This is a genomic window from Citricoccus sp. NR2, from assembly GCF_027594385.1.
Taxonomy (GTDB): Bacteria; Actinomycetota; Actinomycetes; order Actinomycetales; family Micrococcaceae; genus CmP2.
Map to the genome: position 1 here is coordinate 2,782,463 of NZ_CP115154.1, position 16,709 is coordinate 2,799,171.

17 protein-coding genes are annotated in these 16,709 nt (G+C 58.8%); 4 read left to right on the forward strand and 13 right to left on the reverse strand.

What is annotated here, in order from left to right:
* Positions 1-34 precede the first annotated feature (34 nt).
* The 12 genes from ftsX to O1A05_RS13130 form a co-directional block, all read right to left on the reverse strand.
* Positions 35-949 (reverse strand): permease-like cell division protein FtsX, encoded by a 915-nt coding sequence (gene ftsX / locus O1A05_RS13075; RefSeq protein ID WP_270105633.1) that lies wholly within the window; start codon positions 947-949, stop codon positions 35-37.
* Positions 946-1,902: a cell division ATP-binding protein FtsE gene (ftsE, locus tag O1A05_RS13080; RefSeq protein ID WP_270105634.1), complete on the reverse strand. Its 957-nt coding sequence runs from the start codon at positions 1,900-1,902 to the stop codon at positions 946-948. Before ftsE ends, ftsX begins: the two co-directional genes overlap by 4 nt.
* Before the next feature lie 228 nt (positions 1,903-2,130).
* Complete coding sequence (locus O1A05_RS13085; protein ID WP_442867639.1) at positions 2,131-3,321, reverse strand: acetyl-CoA C-acetyltransferase; 1,191 nt, start codon at positions 3,319-3,321, stop codon at positions 2,131-2,133.
* 93 nt (positions 3,322-3,414) lie between these two features.
* Complete coding sequence (locus O1A05_RS13090; RefSeq protein WP_270105636.1) at positions 3,415-3,882, reverse strand: polyketide cyclase; 468 nt, start codon at positions 3,880-3,882, stop codon at positions 3,415-3,417.
* Positions 3,883-3,936: 54 nt separating this feature from the next.
* Positions 3,937-5,055: a peptide chain release factor 2 gene (gene prfB, locus O1A05_RS13095; protein WP_270105637.1), complete on the reverse strand. Its 1,119-nt coding sequence runs from the start codon at positions 5,053-5,055 to the stop codon at positions 3,937-3,939.
* Between the two features lie 65 nt (positions 5,056-5,120).
* Complete coding sequence (locus O1A05_RS13100; protein WP_270105638.1) at positions 5,121-5,567, reverse strand: hypothetical protein; 447 nt, start codon at positions 5,565-5,567, stop codon at positions 5,121-5,123.
* Positions 5,564-6,013, reverse strand: a complete 450-nt coding sequence (locus tag O1A05_RS13105) for a hypothetical protein (protein WP_270105639.1) — start codon at positions 6,011-6,013, stop codon at positions 5,564-5,566. Before O1A05_RS13105 ends, O1A05_RS13100 begins: the two co-directional genes overlap by 4 nt.
* On the reverse strand, positions 5,994-6,395 hold the full coding sequence (locus O1A05_RS13110) for a TadE/TadG family type IV pilus assembly protein (RefSeq protein ID WP_270105640.1): 402 nt from the start codon (positions 6,393-6,395) through the stop codon (positions 5,994-5,996). The genes O1A05_RS13105 and O1A05_RS13110 overlap by 20 nt, the downstream gene beginning before the upstream one ends.
* A 17-nt stretch (positions 6,396-6,412) precedes the next feature.
* Positions 6,413-6,613: a hypothetical protein gene (locus tag O1A05_RS13115; RefSeq protein WP_270105641.1), complete on the reverse strand. Its 201-nt coding sequence runs from the start codon at positions 6,611-6,613 to the stop codon at positions 6,413-6,415.
* A gap of 57 nt (positions 6,614-6,670) precedes the next feature.
* Positions 6,671-7,558, reverse strand: a complete 888-nt coding sequence (locus tag O1A05_RS13120; protein ID WP_270105642.1) for a type II secretion system F family protein — start codon at positions 7,556-7,558, stop codon at positions 6,671-6,673.
* Between the two features lie 38 nt (positions 7,559-7,596).
* Positions 7,597-8,454 (reverse strand): type II secretion system F family protein, encoded by an 858-nt coding sequence (locus tag O1A05_RS13125; RefSeq protein WP_270105643.1) that lies wholly within the window; start codon positions 8,452-8,454, stop codon positions 7,597-7,599.
* Complete coding sequence (locus O1A05_RS13130) at positions 8,454-9,677, reverse strand: CpaF family protein (protein WP_270105644.1); 1,224 nt, start codon at positions 9,675-9,677, stop codon at positions 8,454-8,456. Before O1A05_RS13130 ends, O1A05_RS13125 begins: the two co-directional genes overlap by 1 nt.
* 1,487 nt (positions 9,678-11,164) lie before the next feature.
* On the opposite strand from O1A05_RS13130, the gene O1A05_RS13135 reads away from it, so the two are divergent.
* Entirely contained in the window at positions 11,165-12,910 is a 1,746-nt protein-coding gene (locus O1A05_RS13135) for an FtsK/SpoIIIE domain-containing protein (protein ID WP_270105645.1), read from the forward strand.
* On the opposite strand, the gene O1A05_RS13140 is transcribed toward O1A05_RS13135, so the two are convergent.
* Complete coding sequence (locus O1A05_RS13140) at positions 12,848-14,194, reverse strand: MFS transporter (protein ID WP_270107595.1); 1,347 nt, start codon at positions 14,192-14,194, stop codon at positions 12,848-12,850. The two genes, O1A05_RS13135 and O1A05_RS13140, sit on opposite strands and share 63 nt — an antisense overlap.
* Before the next feature lie 214 nt (positions 14,195-14,408).
* On the opposite strand from O1A05_RS13140, the gene O1A05_RS13145 reads away from it, so the two are divergent.
* From O1A05_RS13145 to O1A05_RS13155, 3 genes are read left to right on the forward strand one after another with little or no spacing between them, the layout of a single operon-like run.
* Positions 14,409-15,578 (forward strand): LLM class flavin-dependent oxidoreductase, encoded by a 1,170-nt coding sequence (locus O1A05_RS13145; protein ID WP_270105647.1) that lies wholly within the window; start codon positions 14,409-14,411, stop codon positions 15,576-15,578.
* A gap of 2 nt (positions 15,579-15,580) precedes the next feature.
* Entirely contained in the window at positions 15,581-16,222 is a 642-nt protein-coding gene (locus O1A05_RS13150; RefSeq protein WP_270105648.1) for a CE1759 family FMN reductase, read from the forward strand.
* A complete protein-coding gene (locus O1A05_RS13155; protein WP_270105649.1) occupies positions 16,197-16,685 on the forward strand; it encodes a MarR family winged helix-turn-helix transcriptional regulator in 489 nt (162 codons plus the stop codon). Before O1A05_RS13150 ends, O1A05_RS13155 begins: the two co-directional genes overlap by 26 nt.
* Positions 16,686-16,709 lie beyond the last annotated feature (24 nt).

Sequence of the window (16,709 nt, forward strand, 5' to 3'; positions counted from 1 at the left end):
GGGGGAAGAGTAGGGGCTCATGGGCACAGAAGGACTAGACCCTCAAGTACCGCCTTAAAGTTAACATCGACGAGACTGCTGCCAGGACCACCGCGATGATCAACAGCAACGGGATGATCAGCAAGGCATCAACGCCGGAGATAAACCCGGTGCCGGGATACTGCTGGGTCAACCAGTCCCCCACGAAGAAGTGAGCCACCGCCCAGGTCGCCACGGACGCCATCGCCGCACCGATCAGTGCTGCAATTACTCCCTCGGCCAGGAACGGAAGCTGAATCATGGTCTTGGAGGCACCGACCAGGCGCATGATTCCGGTTTCGCGCCGACGTGAGAAGGCGGACAGCCGGATGGTCGTGGCAATGAGCAGAATGGCACAGACCAGCATGACGATGGCCACCGCCACAGCCACCACCGAAGCAATGTTCATCAGGGTAAAGAGCGTCTCCAGCAACTCCCGCTGATCAGAAACCACTTCCACGCCGGGCATTCCGGAGAACATTTCGTTGACGACTTCGTACTGCTCAGGGTTGATCAGCGCCACTCGGAAAGATTCCGGTAGCTGTTCCGCGGTGACGGTGTCAGACATCGTCGAGTTGGAGAACTGTTCGCGGAAGATATCGAGCGCCATTTCCTGGGACTCATATTCATACGAGTCGACGTAGGCCGAAGCCGTCGGAGAATCAAGCAGGTCTTGAATGGCGGTGCGCTGCTCATCGGTCACGGCACCCGCAGCACAGCTGGCCGCGCCTGACGTTTCCGTACATAGGAAGATCGCGACCTCAACGCGGTCATACCAGTACCCCTTCATCTGGTTGATCTGCAGCTGGAGCAGACCGGCGGTGCCCACGAAGGAGAGTGAAATGAAGGTCACAAGGATGACCGAAACCACCATGGAGAGGTTCCGGCGAATTCCGGAGAACGTCTCCCCCAGGATGAAAGCGAGCCTCATCGAGTTGCCTCCCCTTCCTGATCCACAGCGTCGTGGTCCGTGCTCGGAGCCGTATCAGCCGCCGGGGTGCGCCGCCCTCCCAGTGCGCCACTTCGCCGCAGGTCGAGAAGCCCTGTCGGCGGTGATACCGGGCGTTGATCTTGCGGTTGCTCGGTGAGCAAGGTTGCAGCTCCCGGCTCGCCCTGAAGTGCACTGACCACCGGAGTGGTCTCGAACAGGGTCACGCCCGACTGCGCGTCGAGCACCACCGCGTCGGTTTCGGGAGCAATAAACGGGCCATACTGGCCTTCGGCTTCGTCACGCACGATCACACCGTCGGACAGCTCGACCACGCGACGGCGCATCGCGTTGACGATGTCGTCATCGTGCGTGGCCATCACCACGGTGGTGCCGTTCTGATTGATGCGGTCCAGGACGTCCATGATGCCCCGGGACGTCTCCGGGTCCAGGTTTCCGGTGGGCTCGTCGGCCAGCAAAATGGCCGGACGGTTCACGACGGCGCGTGCGATGGCAACGCGCTGCTGCTCACCACCGGAGAGCTCGTGCGGCATACGCTTTTCTTTGCCGGCGAGTCCCACCATCTCCAACACGTCGGGAACCGCCTGGTTGATCAACGCCCGGCGCCGGCCCAGCACCTGCATGGCGAAGGCAACATTAGCAAACACAGTCTTATTGGGAAGCAAGCGGAAGTCCTGGAAGACGACGCCGATACTGCGTCGAAGTCGTGGCACCCGCCAGCTGGGAAGGCGGGCCACATTCCGGCCGGTCACATAGACCGCACCGTGGCTGGCGCGCTCTTCACGCAACACCAGACGGATGAAGGTGGATTTACCGGATCCGGATGCGCCGACGAGAAAGACGAACTCGCCGCGCTCAAATTCTACGGTCACGTCGTCCAGAGCTGCACGCGAGGTCCGGTCGTAGACCTTCGTGACCTGTTCGAATCGAATCATGCCTGTCCACCTGCCCGGGCTCGCAAAGAACCCTCCGGCATGTGGGCAAACTCGGGGAAGTGAGCATACCGGTAGTTCCACGATAGTCACGACTCTGTAACGAACGTGGGACCTCGCCGCCTTCATTCTGCGCGTGTCGAGGGCTTTTAGCCGCGACGACGGGGCATCACTGTCTGCGGCGATGCCCCGTCGTCAATGATTTTCGCCAGTATGCCTGACGGTACAGGATTAGCGCTCCAGCAGAACCGCGTCTCCCTGACCGCCGCCACCGCACAGGGAGATAGCAGACTTACCTTCTCCGCGTCGGGACAATTCCAGGGCCGCATGGAGCACCAGCCGCGCGCCTGAGGCACCCACCGGATGCCCAAGGGCGATTGCCCCGCCGTGGATGTTCGTCTGCTCTACCGGGTAGTCCAGGTCGTTGAGCGACTGGATCGCGACCGCACCGAAGGCCTCGTTGATCTCAATGAAATCCAGTTCGTCCACGGTCCAGCCATTGCGCTTGACCGCTTCCTGGATGGCTCGAGAGGGCTGGGAATGCAGCGAGGTGTCCGGGCCAGCGACCTGCCCGTATCCTGCGACGGTCGCCAGAATCGTCAGGTTGTTCCGTTTGGCGTAGTCGCGTGATGTCACCACTAGGGCGGCTGCGCCGTCTGACAGTGGCGACGAGTTACCCGCGGTAATGGTTCCGTCCTTCGCGAAGGCCGGGCGCAAACCGCTCAGTGACTCGACTGTGGTGTCGGGACGAACACCTTCATCCTGCGCGACCACCACGGGATCGCCCTTGCGCTGCGGAATCTCCATCGGCGCAATCTCGTCGGCAAAAATGTCTTCGGACTGCGCCTGCGCTGCCCGCTGGTGCGAACCGGCAGCGATCTGATCCTGGTCGGCGCGTCCGATCTTGCGCTCACCGTTTCCGCCCTCGGTGAGATCCCCCATGGAGACCTCCGTGACCGTGTCCCGCAGGGCGTCATGCGCCACTGCATCCACCATGGTCACCGGACCGTACTTGTGCCCCTTCCGAGAATCTGGCAGCAGGTGCGGCGCGTTGGTCATGGACTCTTGTCCACCTACGACGGCGACGTCGATCTCGCCCAGACGAATGCGACGCGTCGCTTCGATGACGGCGGTGGCACCCGACAGACACACCTTGTTGATCGTGATGGCCGGAACGTCATAACCGATGCCCGCTGCCAACGCCGATTGGCGCGCTGGGTTTTGGCCGCATCCTGCCTGCACGACCTGTCCCATGATCACGGCGTCAATATCGTTCGCGTCGACGCCGGAACGCCGCACGGCATGGTAAATGGCGTGGGCGCCCAGCTCGACGGCGGACAGGGAGGCCTGCGCGCCGAGAAGCCTCGTGAACGGGGTGCGGGCGCCGGCGACGATGACGGCGTCGCGGTCGTTGTGCTGCACGGTCAACCTCCAGAAGGTGATCAGAATTACATTGGACGACGAGTCTCAGTATAATGTCCTGACACACTTCTGTATAAGTCGTATCGACGGTGCTCAGCCTTCTTCGGATCCGGCCCCGTCGTCCTCCGCCAGTGCTGCAAGCCCGTCAATGGACGTGGCCAGGGCCGCGGAAGTGTATGAACGCGCCCTTTCAAAACGGGTTTCATCGGTCAGCTGGGTCCAGTCGTAGGTATGCCGCACGAGGGTCGTGTCGTCGTCGATGCGCTCCAGCTCCCAGCGAAAGAAGTGTCCACGTGGCTCCGAGCCAGGTACCGCCGGCTTCCACGCGAGCACCCGGCCCTCATCAAACTCGGTGACCAGGTTCTCGCGGGAATCACCGTTCGTGAGTCGCGCAGTGAAGACCTGCCCGCTGGCGGTGATCCGCTGTCCCTGGTCGGCATGGTCTACGTTGCCGTTGCCATCGATACGAGAGTGCTGGGCGGGGTCCGCGAGAATCTTGAAAATGTCCGACGCCGCAGCTCGGATGTTTTTCTCGGCAGAAACGATACGGTTCTCAGTCATGAGGCCAGTGTGTCATTCTCCGGCTGTTCGTGAAACCACCGGAGTCACACTGGATCAGTTCTCTTCGTTGCCGCGGCCTTCAGCCCGCCAGCGAATGCCTGCGTCGATGAAGCCGTCGATCGCACCATCGAAAACTGATGAGGGGTTACCCTCTTCATGGTTCGTCCGCAAATCCTTGACCATCTGGTAGGGGTTCAGCACGTAGGAGCGCATCTGGTCGCCCCACGATGCCTTCACGTCGCCAGCCATTTCCTTCTTCTTGGCGTCTTCTTCTTGTTTACGCAGCAGGAGGAGTCGCGACTGCATCACACGCAACGCAGCGGCACGGTTCTGGATCTGGGATTTTTCGTTCTGCATCGACACGACGATTCCGGTAGGAATGTGCGTCATGCGCACGGCCGAGTCGGTGGTGTTCACGGACTGACCGCCGGGGCCCGAAGACCGGAAGACGTCAACCTTGAGCTCAGATTCGGGAATCTCAACCGAGTCGTCTGATTCGATGAGCGGCACGACTTCGACCGCTGCGAACGAGGTCTGACGACGCCCCTGGTTATCGAAAGGCGAGATGCGCACCAGACGGTGAGTACCAGCCTCAACAGAGAGAGTGCCGAAGGCGAAAGGAGCATTGACCTCGAAGGTGGCCGACTTCAGTCCAGCCTCTTCGGCGTAGGAGGTATCCATGACCTTCGTGGACCAGCCACGCTGCTCGGCCCAGCGCAGGTACATGCGCATCAGCATCTCCGCGAAGTCCGCGGCATCGACACCACCAGCACCGGCACGAATAGTAATCACTGCATCACGCGGGTCATACTCACCGCTGAGCAACGTCACGACCTCGAGTTCGGACAGCGACTTCTTAATCGATTCCAGCTCGGTCTTTGCGTCGTCCAAGAGCGACGGCTCGTTCTCTTCGGCTGCCAAGTCGATCATGACCTCGAGGTCGTCAATGCGCGATTCAAGGCGGGTGATCCGCTCGAGATCAGACTGCCGGTGGGACAACTTCGAGGTGACTTTCTGCGCCGCATCGGGGTCGTCCCAGAGATTGGGGGCTCCCGCTTGTTCGGACAGCTCGGCGATCTCAGCGCGAATCCCCTCTACATCGGAGACATCCTCAATTGAGGACAGTGTAGAGCGGAGTTCGGAGATCTCTTGTGAAAAGTCAATGTCAGCCATGGCCTTCCTAGACTACGGCATCCCACCGCCTGCCGCTCATCGTGCGCAACAACGGCCCGACCGTATCAACGCTCCAGACTTGTGCGAGCCGAGGACTCTGCTTGAACGGTAATACCGTCTGGCATGAACCAACTCACCACCGGCGGTCGTGCCGTCGAACGCAGGTGCACGGTGACTGTGTCCCCAGCAGAGGCAACCACGACGGATTCCACCCCCAGGCTCTCGAAGCGGGAATAGGCGCCGGTTTCCTGAAGGTGAGAGGTGACTGATTCTTGAGCGGCACTTAGGGTCAGCACTGGGATCAGCTCGGCGCTGTTGACTTCAGCGGTGAATTCGGTTGCGGCCGCGGAACTCGCACCGTCGGCAGCCAACAAGAGCTTGCGGGCTTCCAGATTGATTGCCGAGATCGCCAGCATGGTCACAGCAAACATCAACGACACCACACACAATCCGATGATGAGCACACTCGTCTGCCCATCGTCTTTACGCAGTTGCTCTTCGAAGCGCATCATTCAAATTCTCCGATACGTTCATATGCCGATGAAGACACCCGAGCCACCGTCGTCTCGTTACTCAAGATGGTTGGAACCAGAGGAAGATCTACACGAATTTCCACGGTCGCCGACACCACACTCCCTGATTCGTCACACGAAGCCGGGGCACAATCCATCGATAATTCGACATTCGCCAGGTCAAACCCGTAGTCGGTTGTGGTGACTTCAAGAGCGTGTCCTGCACGAATCCGACCGGTTTCTTCATCAGGTGCGTTCTTCATTGCCGACGCGGCCTGATCAGCGGCAGCCAGAGACGCGTATCCAGCTGACTGAATTTGCCCGGCCAGAATCATGAAGTAGAGGACCGGTATCAAGAGGACGACGGCGAGTACGGTGAACTCGACAGTCGCCGAACCAGAATCATCACACAGCGACCGTCGCGCTTTACTGGTATCGATACGCATGCCCCGTCGCTTCCAGGATTACGGGACCGCTGATGAACCCGACCATGGGCAATTGGTGCCTCACAATCACCGTGACCATTTCCGCCCCGCCGTCCCCGGAACTGATTGACGTGCTGACGTCGAGGTCTTGTGACCGCGGGACGGCACTCGTCATCAGACTTTTCGCCCGTTCCGCCCCATCTTGGGCAGATCGGTCGGCCAAAGACGCATGGCGGGCACCGGCCGAGGCCGCATCCACCATCGCGTTATAGGTGTAGATCACTACCCCGAACTGCATGATGGCCGCGAAAAGGATGGCCAACAGGGCCATGATCATGGCCGATTCCGCAACGGCGGCACCACGCTCGCCCTCGGGGGTGTCAGCTCGTGTGGGCTTCGTCATACAACTACGGCGCACCGTTAGCCAGTGGTGACCTGGCTAATCGCCTGGTTGAACAGATCTGCGAGCGCTGGACCGGCCAGGGCGAGCAACCCCGCGACGAGAATCGCAGACATCAAAGTGATCATCACCCAACCTGGCACATCACCGCGATCATCTTGCAGCCGGTCATGGACCGCAGAAGTGACTACAGGCTGAAGTGCTTCACGTTCGTTATTCATGTGTTTCCTCTCCATAGGTGAATGCCACCGGCTGTGGCGTTCAGGTGATCCCGTAAATCAGACGTTAATGTTCAGCAATGTCAAACCCGGGAACACAGCGAACACCACCGTGAGTGGCAGAAGCCCGAAGACCACAGGTGCCATCATGCTGATTTCTTTCTTTCCAGCTGTCTCCATCAGTTCTCGTCGAGAAAGTTCGCGGACATCTTTCGCTTGTGCCCTCATGACTTCGGCGAGCGGGGTTCCTCGTTCCAATGCCACGATAATGCCCTCAACGAACCGCTCGACAGCGGGAATCTGCACTCGCGCGGCGCAGGCACGCAGAGCAGATGGCAGGCTTGCGCCTGCATGGACGTCTTGCAGTGTCTGGTTAAATTCGCCTGCAAGATCTCCTCTCGTCAGATGCGCAACTCGTTGCAAGGCACCAAGGATCGAATCGCCGGCCGATACGGACAGAGCGATGACATCAGCAATCGTCGGAAATTCGGAGACGATTCTGCGATGCCGGGCTTTGATCTGCATCGATAGGACATTGTCTCGAAGTGCGAATCCAAGAGCTGCGCATCCCACGACGAGGACCACCCCGAGAAGTGGGTGGAGAGACCCGCGCAATGCGAGGACAACACTGCCGACGATGCCGATGCAAGCACCGAGCACAAGCATCACGAGTTGCTGGACTCGGTAGTCGACGACAGAAGCAGATAGGCCGGCTGTACGCAGACGTCGCTCCAACACATCATTGCCTATGTTGTAACGCTCAAGATGCTGGACCGCAGCTTCTATCGCGGGACGTCCGAGTCGCCCCACGGCCCCCATGGGTGTTCGGCTAGGCCGCTGGATCAGTTTCGAGGCGGGAACGTGGCCACGAAGTTGAGACTCAACGCGGGCTAAAAGCGAAGGTTTCCAGCCGAGCGGGAAGCCCGCCACGATCATCGCCAGCCCCAAGCCCAAGAGGCTTCCGACGCATATCGAGAGGACGACCATTAGAGAACCCTCCGCTCTGCAGGCAAAGCACCGAGGCGCAGCATGAGTCGGTAGCACACCACGGATACGCCAATACCTACCGCAAGTAGCAACAGCCCCTGTACAGACTGATAAGCCTGCATGGCTTGTTGCTGGGTTGCCAGTAGCAGGAGCACGATCCACGGCGCCGCCACGGCGAGCTTGGCACCGTTCACGGTCCACGACTGCCGCGTTTCCAGCTCGGCGCGCGTACGGGCATCTTCGCGAAGAAACTCAGACAGTGTCCCTAGTAGTTGGCCGACATCGGCGCCACCAACTTCACGTGTAATCTTCAGCGCAACGACAAGTCGGTCTGCGATTGGATCGGCCATTCGAAATCGCAATTGGTCCAAAGCATCGCCGAATCTCATCCCCGAACGATAGTCATCGGCAAATTCTGCCAATGCTGGCCGTAATTGTTCAGGACCAGTGACCGAGAGCTGACTCATCGCTTCAGGAAGGCTCAGCCCGGCGCGGATTGCTGAACGCAGGTGGTCCAAAGCATCCGGCCAGACGTCTCGAAGAAGCACCCGCCGTTTGTTGGCTTGCCAGCGAAGAATCAGTACCGGCAAAAGACTCGCGAAAAATCCAAAGCAAAGTCCCACAGGAAGTGCACGGGTCAGAAGACTGACGAAGGTGAAGACGAAGACGCCTAATACCGTGGAAATTGCGACAACACCGACCGGAGTCAGCCGTTCCACGCCCGACTGTGCAATCAGTTGGCGGAGCTTTGTGTCCTTCTTCTGCTTGGAGGCGTCCTGGTCGACCGGGGAAGTCCAAAAGGACCACCAAATCAGCACCAGCCCCAGCCCCAACAGGAGCCCCACCAAAAGCGCCATTAGAAACCACCGACCAAGATTCGTTGGTCGACGCCATGCGACTCGAACTTGGGGTTCTCAAGAATTCCTGAGGGGTTGAACTCAAGGTGCCCATCGACTTCGTGAAAAACGGAAGCCGTCTCGATTACGCCGTTCTCGACACGACTACCGACGGCAAGAATTTCCGCGATCCTACGCCGTCCTGATCGATCACGTTGGCAATGTACGACCAAATCCACGCATGAGGCGACGGTAGGAACGACAAAGTCCCTCGTAATGTTCTCACCGGCCAGAAGTGGCAGAGTACAAATCTTTGTCAGAGCGTCCTGGGCCGAGTTTGCGTGCACGGTACACATTCCGGCCAGTCCCGCGTTCAGCGCAATGAGCAGATCCAAAGCCTCGGCTTCACGCACTTCGCCGACAATAATCCGGTCTGGTCTCATTCGAAGCGCTTCCTTCACCAAACGACGGAGCGGAATCTCTCCGTTCCCTTCGAGGTTCGGCTGGCGGCATTGAAGATTGACCACATCCCTTAGGGGGATTTTCAGCTCAAAGATCTCTTCAACGCTGATGACGCGTTCACGAGCACCGATCGACGCGGAGAGACAGTTGAGCAGAGTGGTTTTTCCAGCCTGGGTCGCCCCGGACACAAGAATGTTCAGGCCTGCGTCGACGGCAGCGTCCAAATAGCGCGCAGCAACAGGAGGCAAGGATCCAGTGGAGACCAAGTCATCGAGTCGGTGAGCCGCAATGATGTACTTTCGAATATTGACTGCCCAATGTCTACGGGTGATGTCCGGAATCGCCACATGGAGTCGTGATCCGTCGGGAAGCGATGCATCAACAAATGGCGACGATAGATCCAGACGCTTCCCGGACTGTTTCAACATTCTCTCGACCAGGTCTCTTACCTGCTGGTCGGTGAGCCGTACGTTCGTGAGTTCCGAAGCACCATTCCGCGCGCAAAAAACTGCTGAAGGGGTGTTCCACCAAATCTCTTCAACGGTGTCATCATCCAAAAGTGGCTGCAGAGGACCGAATCCGGCCACCGCGTCGAAAACGAGGCGTCTAGCTTCGTCACGATCCGGCAAGACGGGCAAGTTGCTCATCAGAGAACGGGAGTCATAATCCCGGGTGGCATCGTCCACCAACACCCGAACCGACTCCGGATCCTGCTGAGGGTCTAGACCCCGGCGGCGAACCAACTCGCGCACCTCAGTCTCTAGCAACTTCACAGCGTCCATCAGTCGTCTTTCCTTCGTCGGGCGTTTTGGTCCGCCTGTCATGCAATGGTTCGAGCGATCTCAGACTACAAGTGCTGGACACCGAAAGTAATCCCTACCTAACTTTTCTGTGGATAACTCCTTCATGGAAGCGTCATGAAACTCACCGGCCGCGAGTTATCCACACTCCCCATATCCATCAGCCCCGGAGCGACAGATTATCTGGTCGGATAGAAGAGAAAGTGCCCCCGAAGATTGGGAAGATCAACGTGCGTGTAGTCCTTTTCGGCCTGCCCAAATCAGTTCACCGAGACTGGGAGCTCTCGCATGTGCCGCTCGACGGTGGCAAGGGAATTGCCGAAATCATCGTTCAGAAACTGCCCCGAGAATATCGAGCAGCCAGCTTAATGTTTCGCGATCGCCCCCTGGAATCTTGGGAGCGGAAAAGTTTGGATTCTCTCCGTTCTGCGTCTCAAACACTCGAAGTAGTCGTCATACCGACGTTTTTCTCGAACGACGACTCACCAAGCGCCGCCACACAATCGATTCAGTTACGCACAACCAGGGGACCTGATAGCGGCCGGCTTATTCCTCTACCTCGTGGAACTTTCACGCTCGGGCGGGGGAACACCCATCTACAGATCCACGACCCGTATCTGCCGACCACGCCCGCCACCGTTTCCCACTCTCGCCACGGTGTGCATTTCACTCGATCGCCAGAAGACCAGCGTCATGCGCCCGTTTCTTTGCGGGCCGACACAGACACTCCGAGGTGGGGGCGTTCACAGTTCAGGGTGGGCCTCAGCGAATCGGCGCCTGTCCCCCTCACCTCTGAACCGCCACCGCTCACTATTTCGACCAACGCAGAACCATCAAAGCCGAACATCGCCCTTCAAACCGTGACGGCATTGAGCCCACTCCTGATTGGAACGGTAATGGTCGTTGTCACTGGGCACTGGTTCTTCATGCTTTTCAGCCTGGTCTCAGTGCTCATGGCTGTAACAATGATCCTCCAGTATCGACGAAACCGAGCGCGCTTTCTCGCATCAATTCGACAAGAGCTGCAGGAACTGGTGGGCCAATTTCGGAACTCCGCACCGTCGGCTACTGACCTTGTTCTAGCATCGCGTATTCGTAGTTCTGACCCACTTGGCATCAGCAATCTACCGACCCCGTGCGTCCTTAGCTGGGGCGACGGCCGAGTCGTGGTTCAAACGGAACGAGACGTTGATCCTAAGTGGAGTCCGGATCTCACCACAACAATTCCACTCGTTACGTCGTTGACAGCATCAAAGATCAACATCGTCGGAGATCCTGCTGAGACACTCCCCCTAGCGCGGTGGATTGATATCCAGTTGCAGCGGTTCCATGCGAACCGGCAGTCAACGACTTCTTCTCCAGCGCCTGAGATTATTCGGTACACGGACGAAGAATGGGAAAATACACCTCGGGAGTCTGAGCCGGAGGTCATCGCTTTCTGCACGGACCGTCGTCTCACCGTCCAAAGCATGTATGCAGATAATGTGCGGTTCGATGGCATCAGTCAGGGAACTCATGAGCAGCTTAATTACGTCGTTGGCCATTCCGGTTCGCGGCTCCCCGCAGAGACGGCCTCATTGTTCGACGAGGAAGCCCCCTTCCGCGAGAGCCACGAGCATCTTCGTGCATCGCTCGGAACGAGGTCACGTGCTCTCGAGCTCGACCTCGTTGAGGACGGACCACATCTGCTGATTGTAGGGACCACCGGCTCAGGAAAGTCAGAGTTGTTGCTAAGCCTTCTCGCTCATCTCACGCATGATTATCCGCCAGCAGATTTAGGGCTGCTCCTCTTAGATTTCAAAGGTGGAGCAACGTTCGCTCCGCTAGTGAGTCTCCCCCACACCATGACGCTCGAAACGAATCTGCACGGCGCAGACTCCCTACGCAGCTTTTCGGCAATCTCGGCAGAACTTACCCGTAGAGAAGAACTGTTCCTTACGGCGAAGGTCCCCGACTACACCACTTTTCGTCGGCAGAATCCCGACCATGTCCTTCCACGCATCGTGGTCGCCATCGACGAACTTCGCATTCTTGTCGAGGAGCTTCCCACCGCCATTGGCCAACTAGCGCGCCTTGCCGCAACAGGTCGGTCCCTGGGGTTTCATCTGATTCTCGCCACACAACGGGCACTAGGGACGGTCACTTCGGAGATTCGGTCGAACATCGGCTCAATCATCTGCTTGAGAACGTCTACCGAGCAAGAGTCATGGGACCTACTCGGGTCAGCTCACGCCTCGGCCATTCCACCGGAATTGCCAGGACGGGCTTTCTTCCGCTCCGGTGCTGCATCGCCCCACGAGTTCCACTCGGATCAGCCGATGTGTCCAGACGCCGAGCCTGTGCTGACGCCTGCCACGCAAGGCACACATTCGATGAACCCGCCGTTTCTTCCACGACGGTGGCACGACGTTGTGGAATACATTGCTCGGCGCAGTTCCTCGGCGGGCCATCGAAAGCCGAATCCGATTCTCACACCGGAACTACCAGAACTATATATGCCGACATTCAATTTCCAGAAGCAGGGAAGCGTCTTGGGCCTACTCGACGACCCAACGCACCATCGTCAGGTTCCTGTGTTCTCGGCTTTCGATCACGCCGATACAACAGCATGGATCGGCGTCGAGTCAGAATCGATAAGAGACGTCTGTCGACGGATCGCGGTTTCGGAATCACATAGCTCAACACGCCAGGTGTTCGTCTTCGACGGGTCTGAATATCTAGTCGGTCATCCGGTGGTGAGCCCCATCCTCGATCGGACCGCCGACAATGACGAGATCGATCAGAAACTAGATACCCTCGAGGAGGCCCTAGATAAGGAACAGCCCGTCACACTGTGTATCACCTCATGGGGATACTGGGCAGATCGTCGTAGCGGATCGACCTTCGTCACGTTCGAGGAGCGAATCTTGCGCCTCCTGCGCGACTTCCGATCCCGTATCCGATTCTTTGTTTTCGGCAATCGTGAGCTCGCCGGCGGACGACTGATCGCACATATCGATCGACGCTTCTATCTTCCTCTCGGCACGACGCCCGAACAACGCCTCGTGTGGCCAACGCTGTTGAAGATACCTAAAGTGCCGCTGCGTGCTGTCATGGTTACCCCAGAGACCGTCGCCGCAGGTCTCGCCGTCCAGCTCGCAACACTGCCCGCGTCACCGACGGCGACGACGTCGCAGCATCCGAAAGACCCAGGAGGTAGCAACCAACGCCAATGAAACAGCGGACGCAAACACGAAGCCAGCATGTGGACTCACCACATCGATGAAGATGCCTGCCATCGGAGACCCGAGTGCAGCTCCGGCCGTCATCGCAGAGCCGTAGAAGCCCATGGCCTCGCCGCGGCGCTCTTCGGAAACCAAATGCGACAGCATGGATGAAGCCGACGCCAGCGTCGGAGCGGTGAAGAAGCCTGACCCGAGCGAAATGATCGCCATGACCCAGACGTCTTCTGCAAACGCCATGGGGAAAGTGAAAACGGCGAAGAGAGCCATCATGAGCATCGGTGAAATGTTCTTGCGCAGCGCACCGTAGAGAATCCCGCCGACTGCGGACGCGCCACACCAAAACGCGAACACGATACCGACTTTAGAAGCTTGTCCCACGGACTCCAGCTGCGCCACCATCGACACTTCTGTAGCAACCATCAGTAGACCCGCTGCAAATGAAACCAGCAAGACCGCGAGCGCGGATCCGCTAACCCAGGAGAACTGACGGCGCACACGGGCAGTAACGGTGACTTTCTCGGCGTCGGCCTGTGTTGTGAGCGCGCTGATGATCGGGATGGAACCCGTCGTTGCTGGAAGCTCCGTTGCCGTGAGATCGACATGGGCTGGAGCTGAGTGAACCGCATCGGCCACTGCGCGTTCTTGTTCCTCGGCTTCGGTGAAATCACCGGGGCGAGACGGCACATATCGCTGAGACGAGCGCGTCGGAGGATTGAACCACATCAAATACGCCCCGGCTGCTGACCCGGAGACACCAATGATGACGAGACCCCACGCCGAAGACCACAGCGTGGCCGTCAGCGCCCCCATGGCTGGGCCAGCCATGAAGACCATCTCGGTGAAGATCGAGTCAAGAGCGAAGGCGGTTTGTCGATCCTGACCTCGCGTCATCACGCCCAACGACTGACGCACGATGGAGAAGATCGGTAGTGAGAACACGCCGCCGATGAACACCGCCACCAGCAAAGCCGGGTAAGGCAACCACGGTGCAATAGCCCAGACGAAGGCTTCAGCGACCACCGAGGGAATCAGCGCGCGGCGCAGACCGACGCGATCCACCTGTCTACCTCGCCACGGCGCGCCTACCGCGATACCCAGCGTCAATGAGGCTGCAGCGAGACCTGCGAGCCCGTACCCCAACCCCATGGTCACCGCAATGTGTAGCGTCAGGACCACGCCAAGCGCTGAATGAGGAAGTCTCGCGATCAAGCCGACCACCAAGAGTCGCCGGATGCGCTGATCCCGAAGCAAGCGAATATAGGAGTGAAAATCCATGGTGACCTCAAATACGACCGAACAAATCCAGGTCATGGACCTACCGGAACGAAACGTGCTGTAGCCGTCGATGATGACGACGGCCATGCGAGCCTGACATGGCGTTGCTGCGTTCCATCTTAGATGGATTTCGGCGCCAGACTGACCATGGAATAATCGCGGCGTGAACGCAGTTGCATCCCATGACAGTTCAGATTTGAAATAAGGAGAAGTCATGCAGTTCGGCGTGTTTACCATCGGCGACGTCACCGCAGATCCGAACAACGGTAGCGTCCCCACGGAGAATCAGCGCATTAAGGACACCGTGGCTATTGCTCGGCACGCAGAAGCCGCCGGATTCGACGTCTTCGCCACGGGCCAGCACCACAATCCTCCTTTCGTTGCCCCGGGCAACCCTCCGACGTTGCTGGCCTATTTGGCCGCCCAAACCTCTTCTCTTCAACTCTCTACGGCTACCACTCTCATCACCACGATGGATCCGGTGCGCTTGGCCGAGGACTACGCCTACCTGCAGCACTTGGCGGACGGTCGCATTGACCTAACGATGGGCCGCGGAAACACCGGTCCGGTCTACCCGTGGTTTGGCCGCGACATACGCCAGGGAATTCAGTTGGCAGTCGAGAACTACGCGCTGTTGCACCAGCTATGGCGTGAGAAGGAAGTCGATTGGCAGGGCCGATTCCGCACACCGCTGCAGCAGTTCACCGCGACCCCACGCCCGCTGGACGACGTTGCGCCATTCGTGTGGCACGGTTCCATCCGGTCACCCGAAATTGCGGAGCAGGCGGCGTACTACGGTGACGGCTTCTTCCACAACAACATTTTCTGGAACAAGGAACACGTTATCCAGATGGTGGAGCTTTACCGCCAGCGCTACGCCTACTACGGGCATGGACAGCCACACCAGGCCTACGTTGCGTTGGGCGGACAGGCGTTCATGCGCAAAAACTCCCAGGACGCCGTCAACGAATTCCGTCCCTACTTCGACAACGCACCCGTCTACGGCCATGGCCCGTCCCTAGAGAAGTTCTCCGAGATGACGCCGCTGACCGTGGGCTCCCCTCAGCAGGTGATCGAGCGCACTCTGAGCTTCCGCGATTGGGTCGGCGATTACCAGCGTCAAATGTTCCTCATTGACCACGCAGGCTTGCCGTTGAAGACGGTCCTGGAACAGATCGACATCTTCGGCGAAGAGGTACTGCCGGTGTTGCGTAAGGAGTTCGCGGCGTTGAAGCCGGACGACGTGCCCGAGGCGCCCACTCACGAATTCCTGCGCCAGCGCCACGCGCGCGGCGAAGATCCCGTCCCCGGCGGTCGTCCCGACTCGCCGGCCGGCATTGAACGCGCACAGCGCGAAGCAGCAGAGAAGAACGAAGGAGAATGACAATGAACATCGCGGTGATCTCCGCGGGATCGGGCAACCCCTCGTCCACCGGCATGCTCGCTGACCGCCTCCAGTCCGCCACTGAAGAGTACCTGTCGGGCAACGGCACACAGGTGAACATCCGGCGCATTGAACTGCGCGAACTGGCGCTCGACATTGCCGAGGGACATGTTTCAACGTCCCGTTCGGAAAAGCTCGACCGGGCACTGCGTCAGGTTGAGACGGCCGATGCGCTGATTGCGGTGACACCCACCTATAAGGGGTCCTACGCTGGCCTTTTCAAGGCGTTTATCGACTTGCTCGATGATGACGCCATGCAGGCGATGCCCGTGCTATTGGGCGCCACCGGTGGAACAGCGCGTCACTCGCTGATGATCGACTTCGCGATGCGTCCGCTGTTCACCTACCTCAAGGCACAAATCGCCCCCTTGGCCGTTTTCGCGGCTACTGACGATTGGGGTCTCAACACCGGGCAGTTCGACGATGGTGAGATAGTGTTGAGCAAGCGGATTACCGAGGCCGGGCGACAATTCGGCGAAATGCTGACGTCGTCGCCAGCTCAACGGCGTCCGAAAAAGCAACCAACCGATGCGCAGACTCCCTTTGAGGTGACACCATTTGAACAGCTACTCGCCGGACGATAAATCGGCGTCACGACCCAGTCAGGTGCGCTCCGTAGAAGGGGCGTGGCGCACCTACTGGGTCACTACAGCTCGGTTGATGACACGCCTTGAGTCAACTCTCAAATCTGAACTCGATCTCCATCTGGGCGATTACAACCTCATGTTGTTGCTCACCGAGTCGGAGACAGGGTGCATGCGCATGGGAGAACTCGCCGAAGCAATGGTGTTTTCTCCGTCGCGGTTGACCTATCAGGTGAAAATCCTGGAGAACCGCGGCCTCGTCCGCCGTGAGCGCAGTGATACCGACGCTCGATCATGGATCGCCTCACTCACCAAAGAAGGACGGCGCACTTTCCGCAAGGCCGCCATTTTGCACGTCCGTGACATCGAAACGTTCTTCACGGCGAAGATTAGCGACGAAGAAGCACAGATCATCGATACGGTCTTCTCTCGTGTTCAGGATCAGCTTCTCTCGGAGTCGTGAGTCTCCGGCTTCACTTGGTGACGC

Excerpts from the sequence above, each read along its gene's own strand:
- ftsX (WP_270105633.1), bottom strand. The coding sequence starts at position 949 with ATGAGGCTCGCTTTCATCCTGGGGGAGACGTTCTCCGGAATTCGCCGG.
- ftsE (WP_270105634.1), bottom strand. The coding sequence starts at position 1,902 with ATGATTCGATTCGAACAGGTCACGAAGGTCTACGACCGGACCTCGCGT.
- O1A05_RS13090 (WP_270105636.1), bottom strand. The coding sequence starts at position 3,882 with ATGACTGAGAACCGTATCGTTTCTGCCGAGAAAAACATCCGAGCTGCG.
- prfB (WP_270105637.1), bottom strand. The coding sequence starts at position 5,055 with ATGGCTGACATTGACTTTTCACAAGAGATCTCCGAACTCCGCTCTACA.
- O1A05_RS13100 (WP_270105638.1), bottom strand. The coding sequence starts at position 5,567 with ATGATGCGCTTCGAAGAGCAACTGCGTAAAGACGATGGGCAGACGAGT.
- O1A05_RS13105 (WP_270105639.1), bottom strand. The coding sequence starts at position 6,013 with ATGCGTATCGATACCAGTAAAGCGCGACGGTCGCTGTGTGATGATTCT.
- O1A05_RS13110 (WP_270105640.1), bottom strand. The coding sequence starts at position 6,395 with ATGACGAAGCCCACACGAGCTGACACCCCCGAGGGCGAGCGTGGTGCC.
- O1A05_RS13115 (WP_270105641.1), bottom strand. The coding sequence starts at position 6,613 with ATGAATAACGAACGTGAAGCACTTCAGCCTGTAGTCACTTCTGCGGTC.
- O1A05_RS13125 (WP_270105643.1), bottom strand. The coding sequence starts at position 8,454 with ATGGCGCTTTTGGTGGGGCTCCTGTTGGGGCTGGGGCTGGTGCTGATT.
- O1A05_RS13130 (WP_270105644.1), bottom strand. The coding sequence starts at position 9,677 with ATGGACGCTGTGAAGTTGCTAGAGACTGAGGTGCGCGAGTTGGTTCGC.
- O1A05_RS13135 (WP_270105645.1), top strand. The coding sequence starts at position 11,165 with ATGTATGCAGATAATGTGCGGTTCGATGGCATCAGTCAGGGAACTCAT.
- O1A05_RS13140 (WP_270107595.1), bottom strand. The coding sequence starts at position 14,194 with ATGGATTTTCACTCCTATATTCGCTTGCTTCGGGATCAGCGCATCCGG.
- O1A05_RS13145 (WP_270105647.1), top strand. The coding sequence starts at position 14,409 with ATGCAGTTCGGCGTGTTTACCATCGGCGACGTCACCGCAGATCCGAAC.
- O1A05_RS13150 (WP_270105648.1), top strand. The coding sequence starts at position 15,581 with ATGAACATCGCGGTGATCTCCGCGGGATCGGGCAACCCCTCGTCCACC.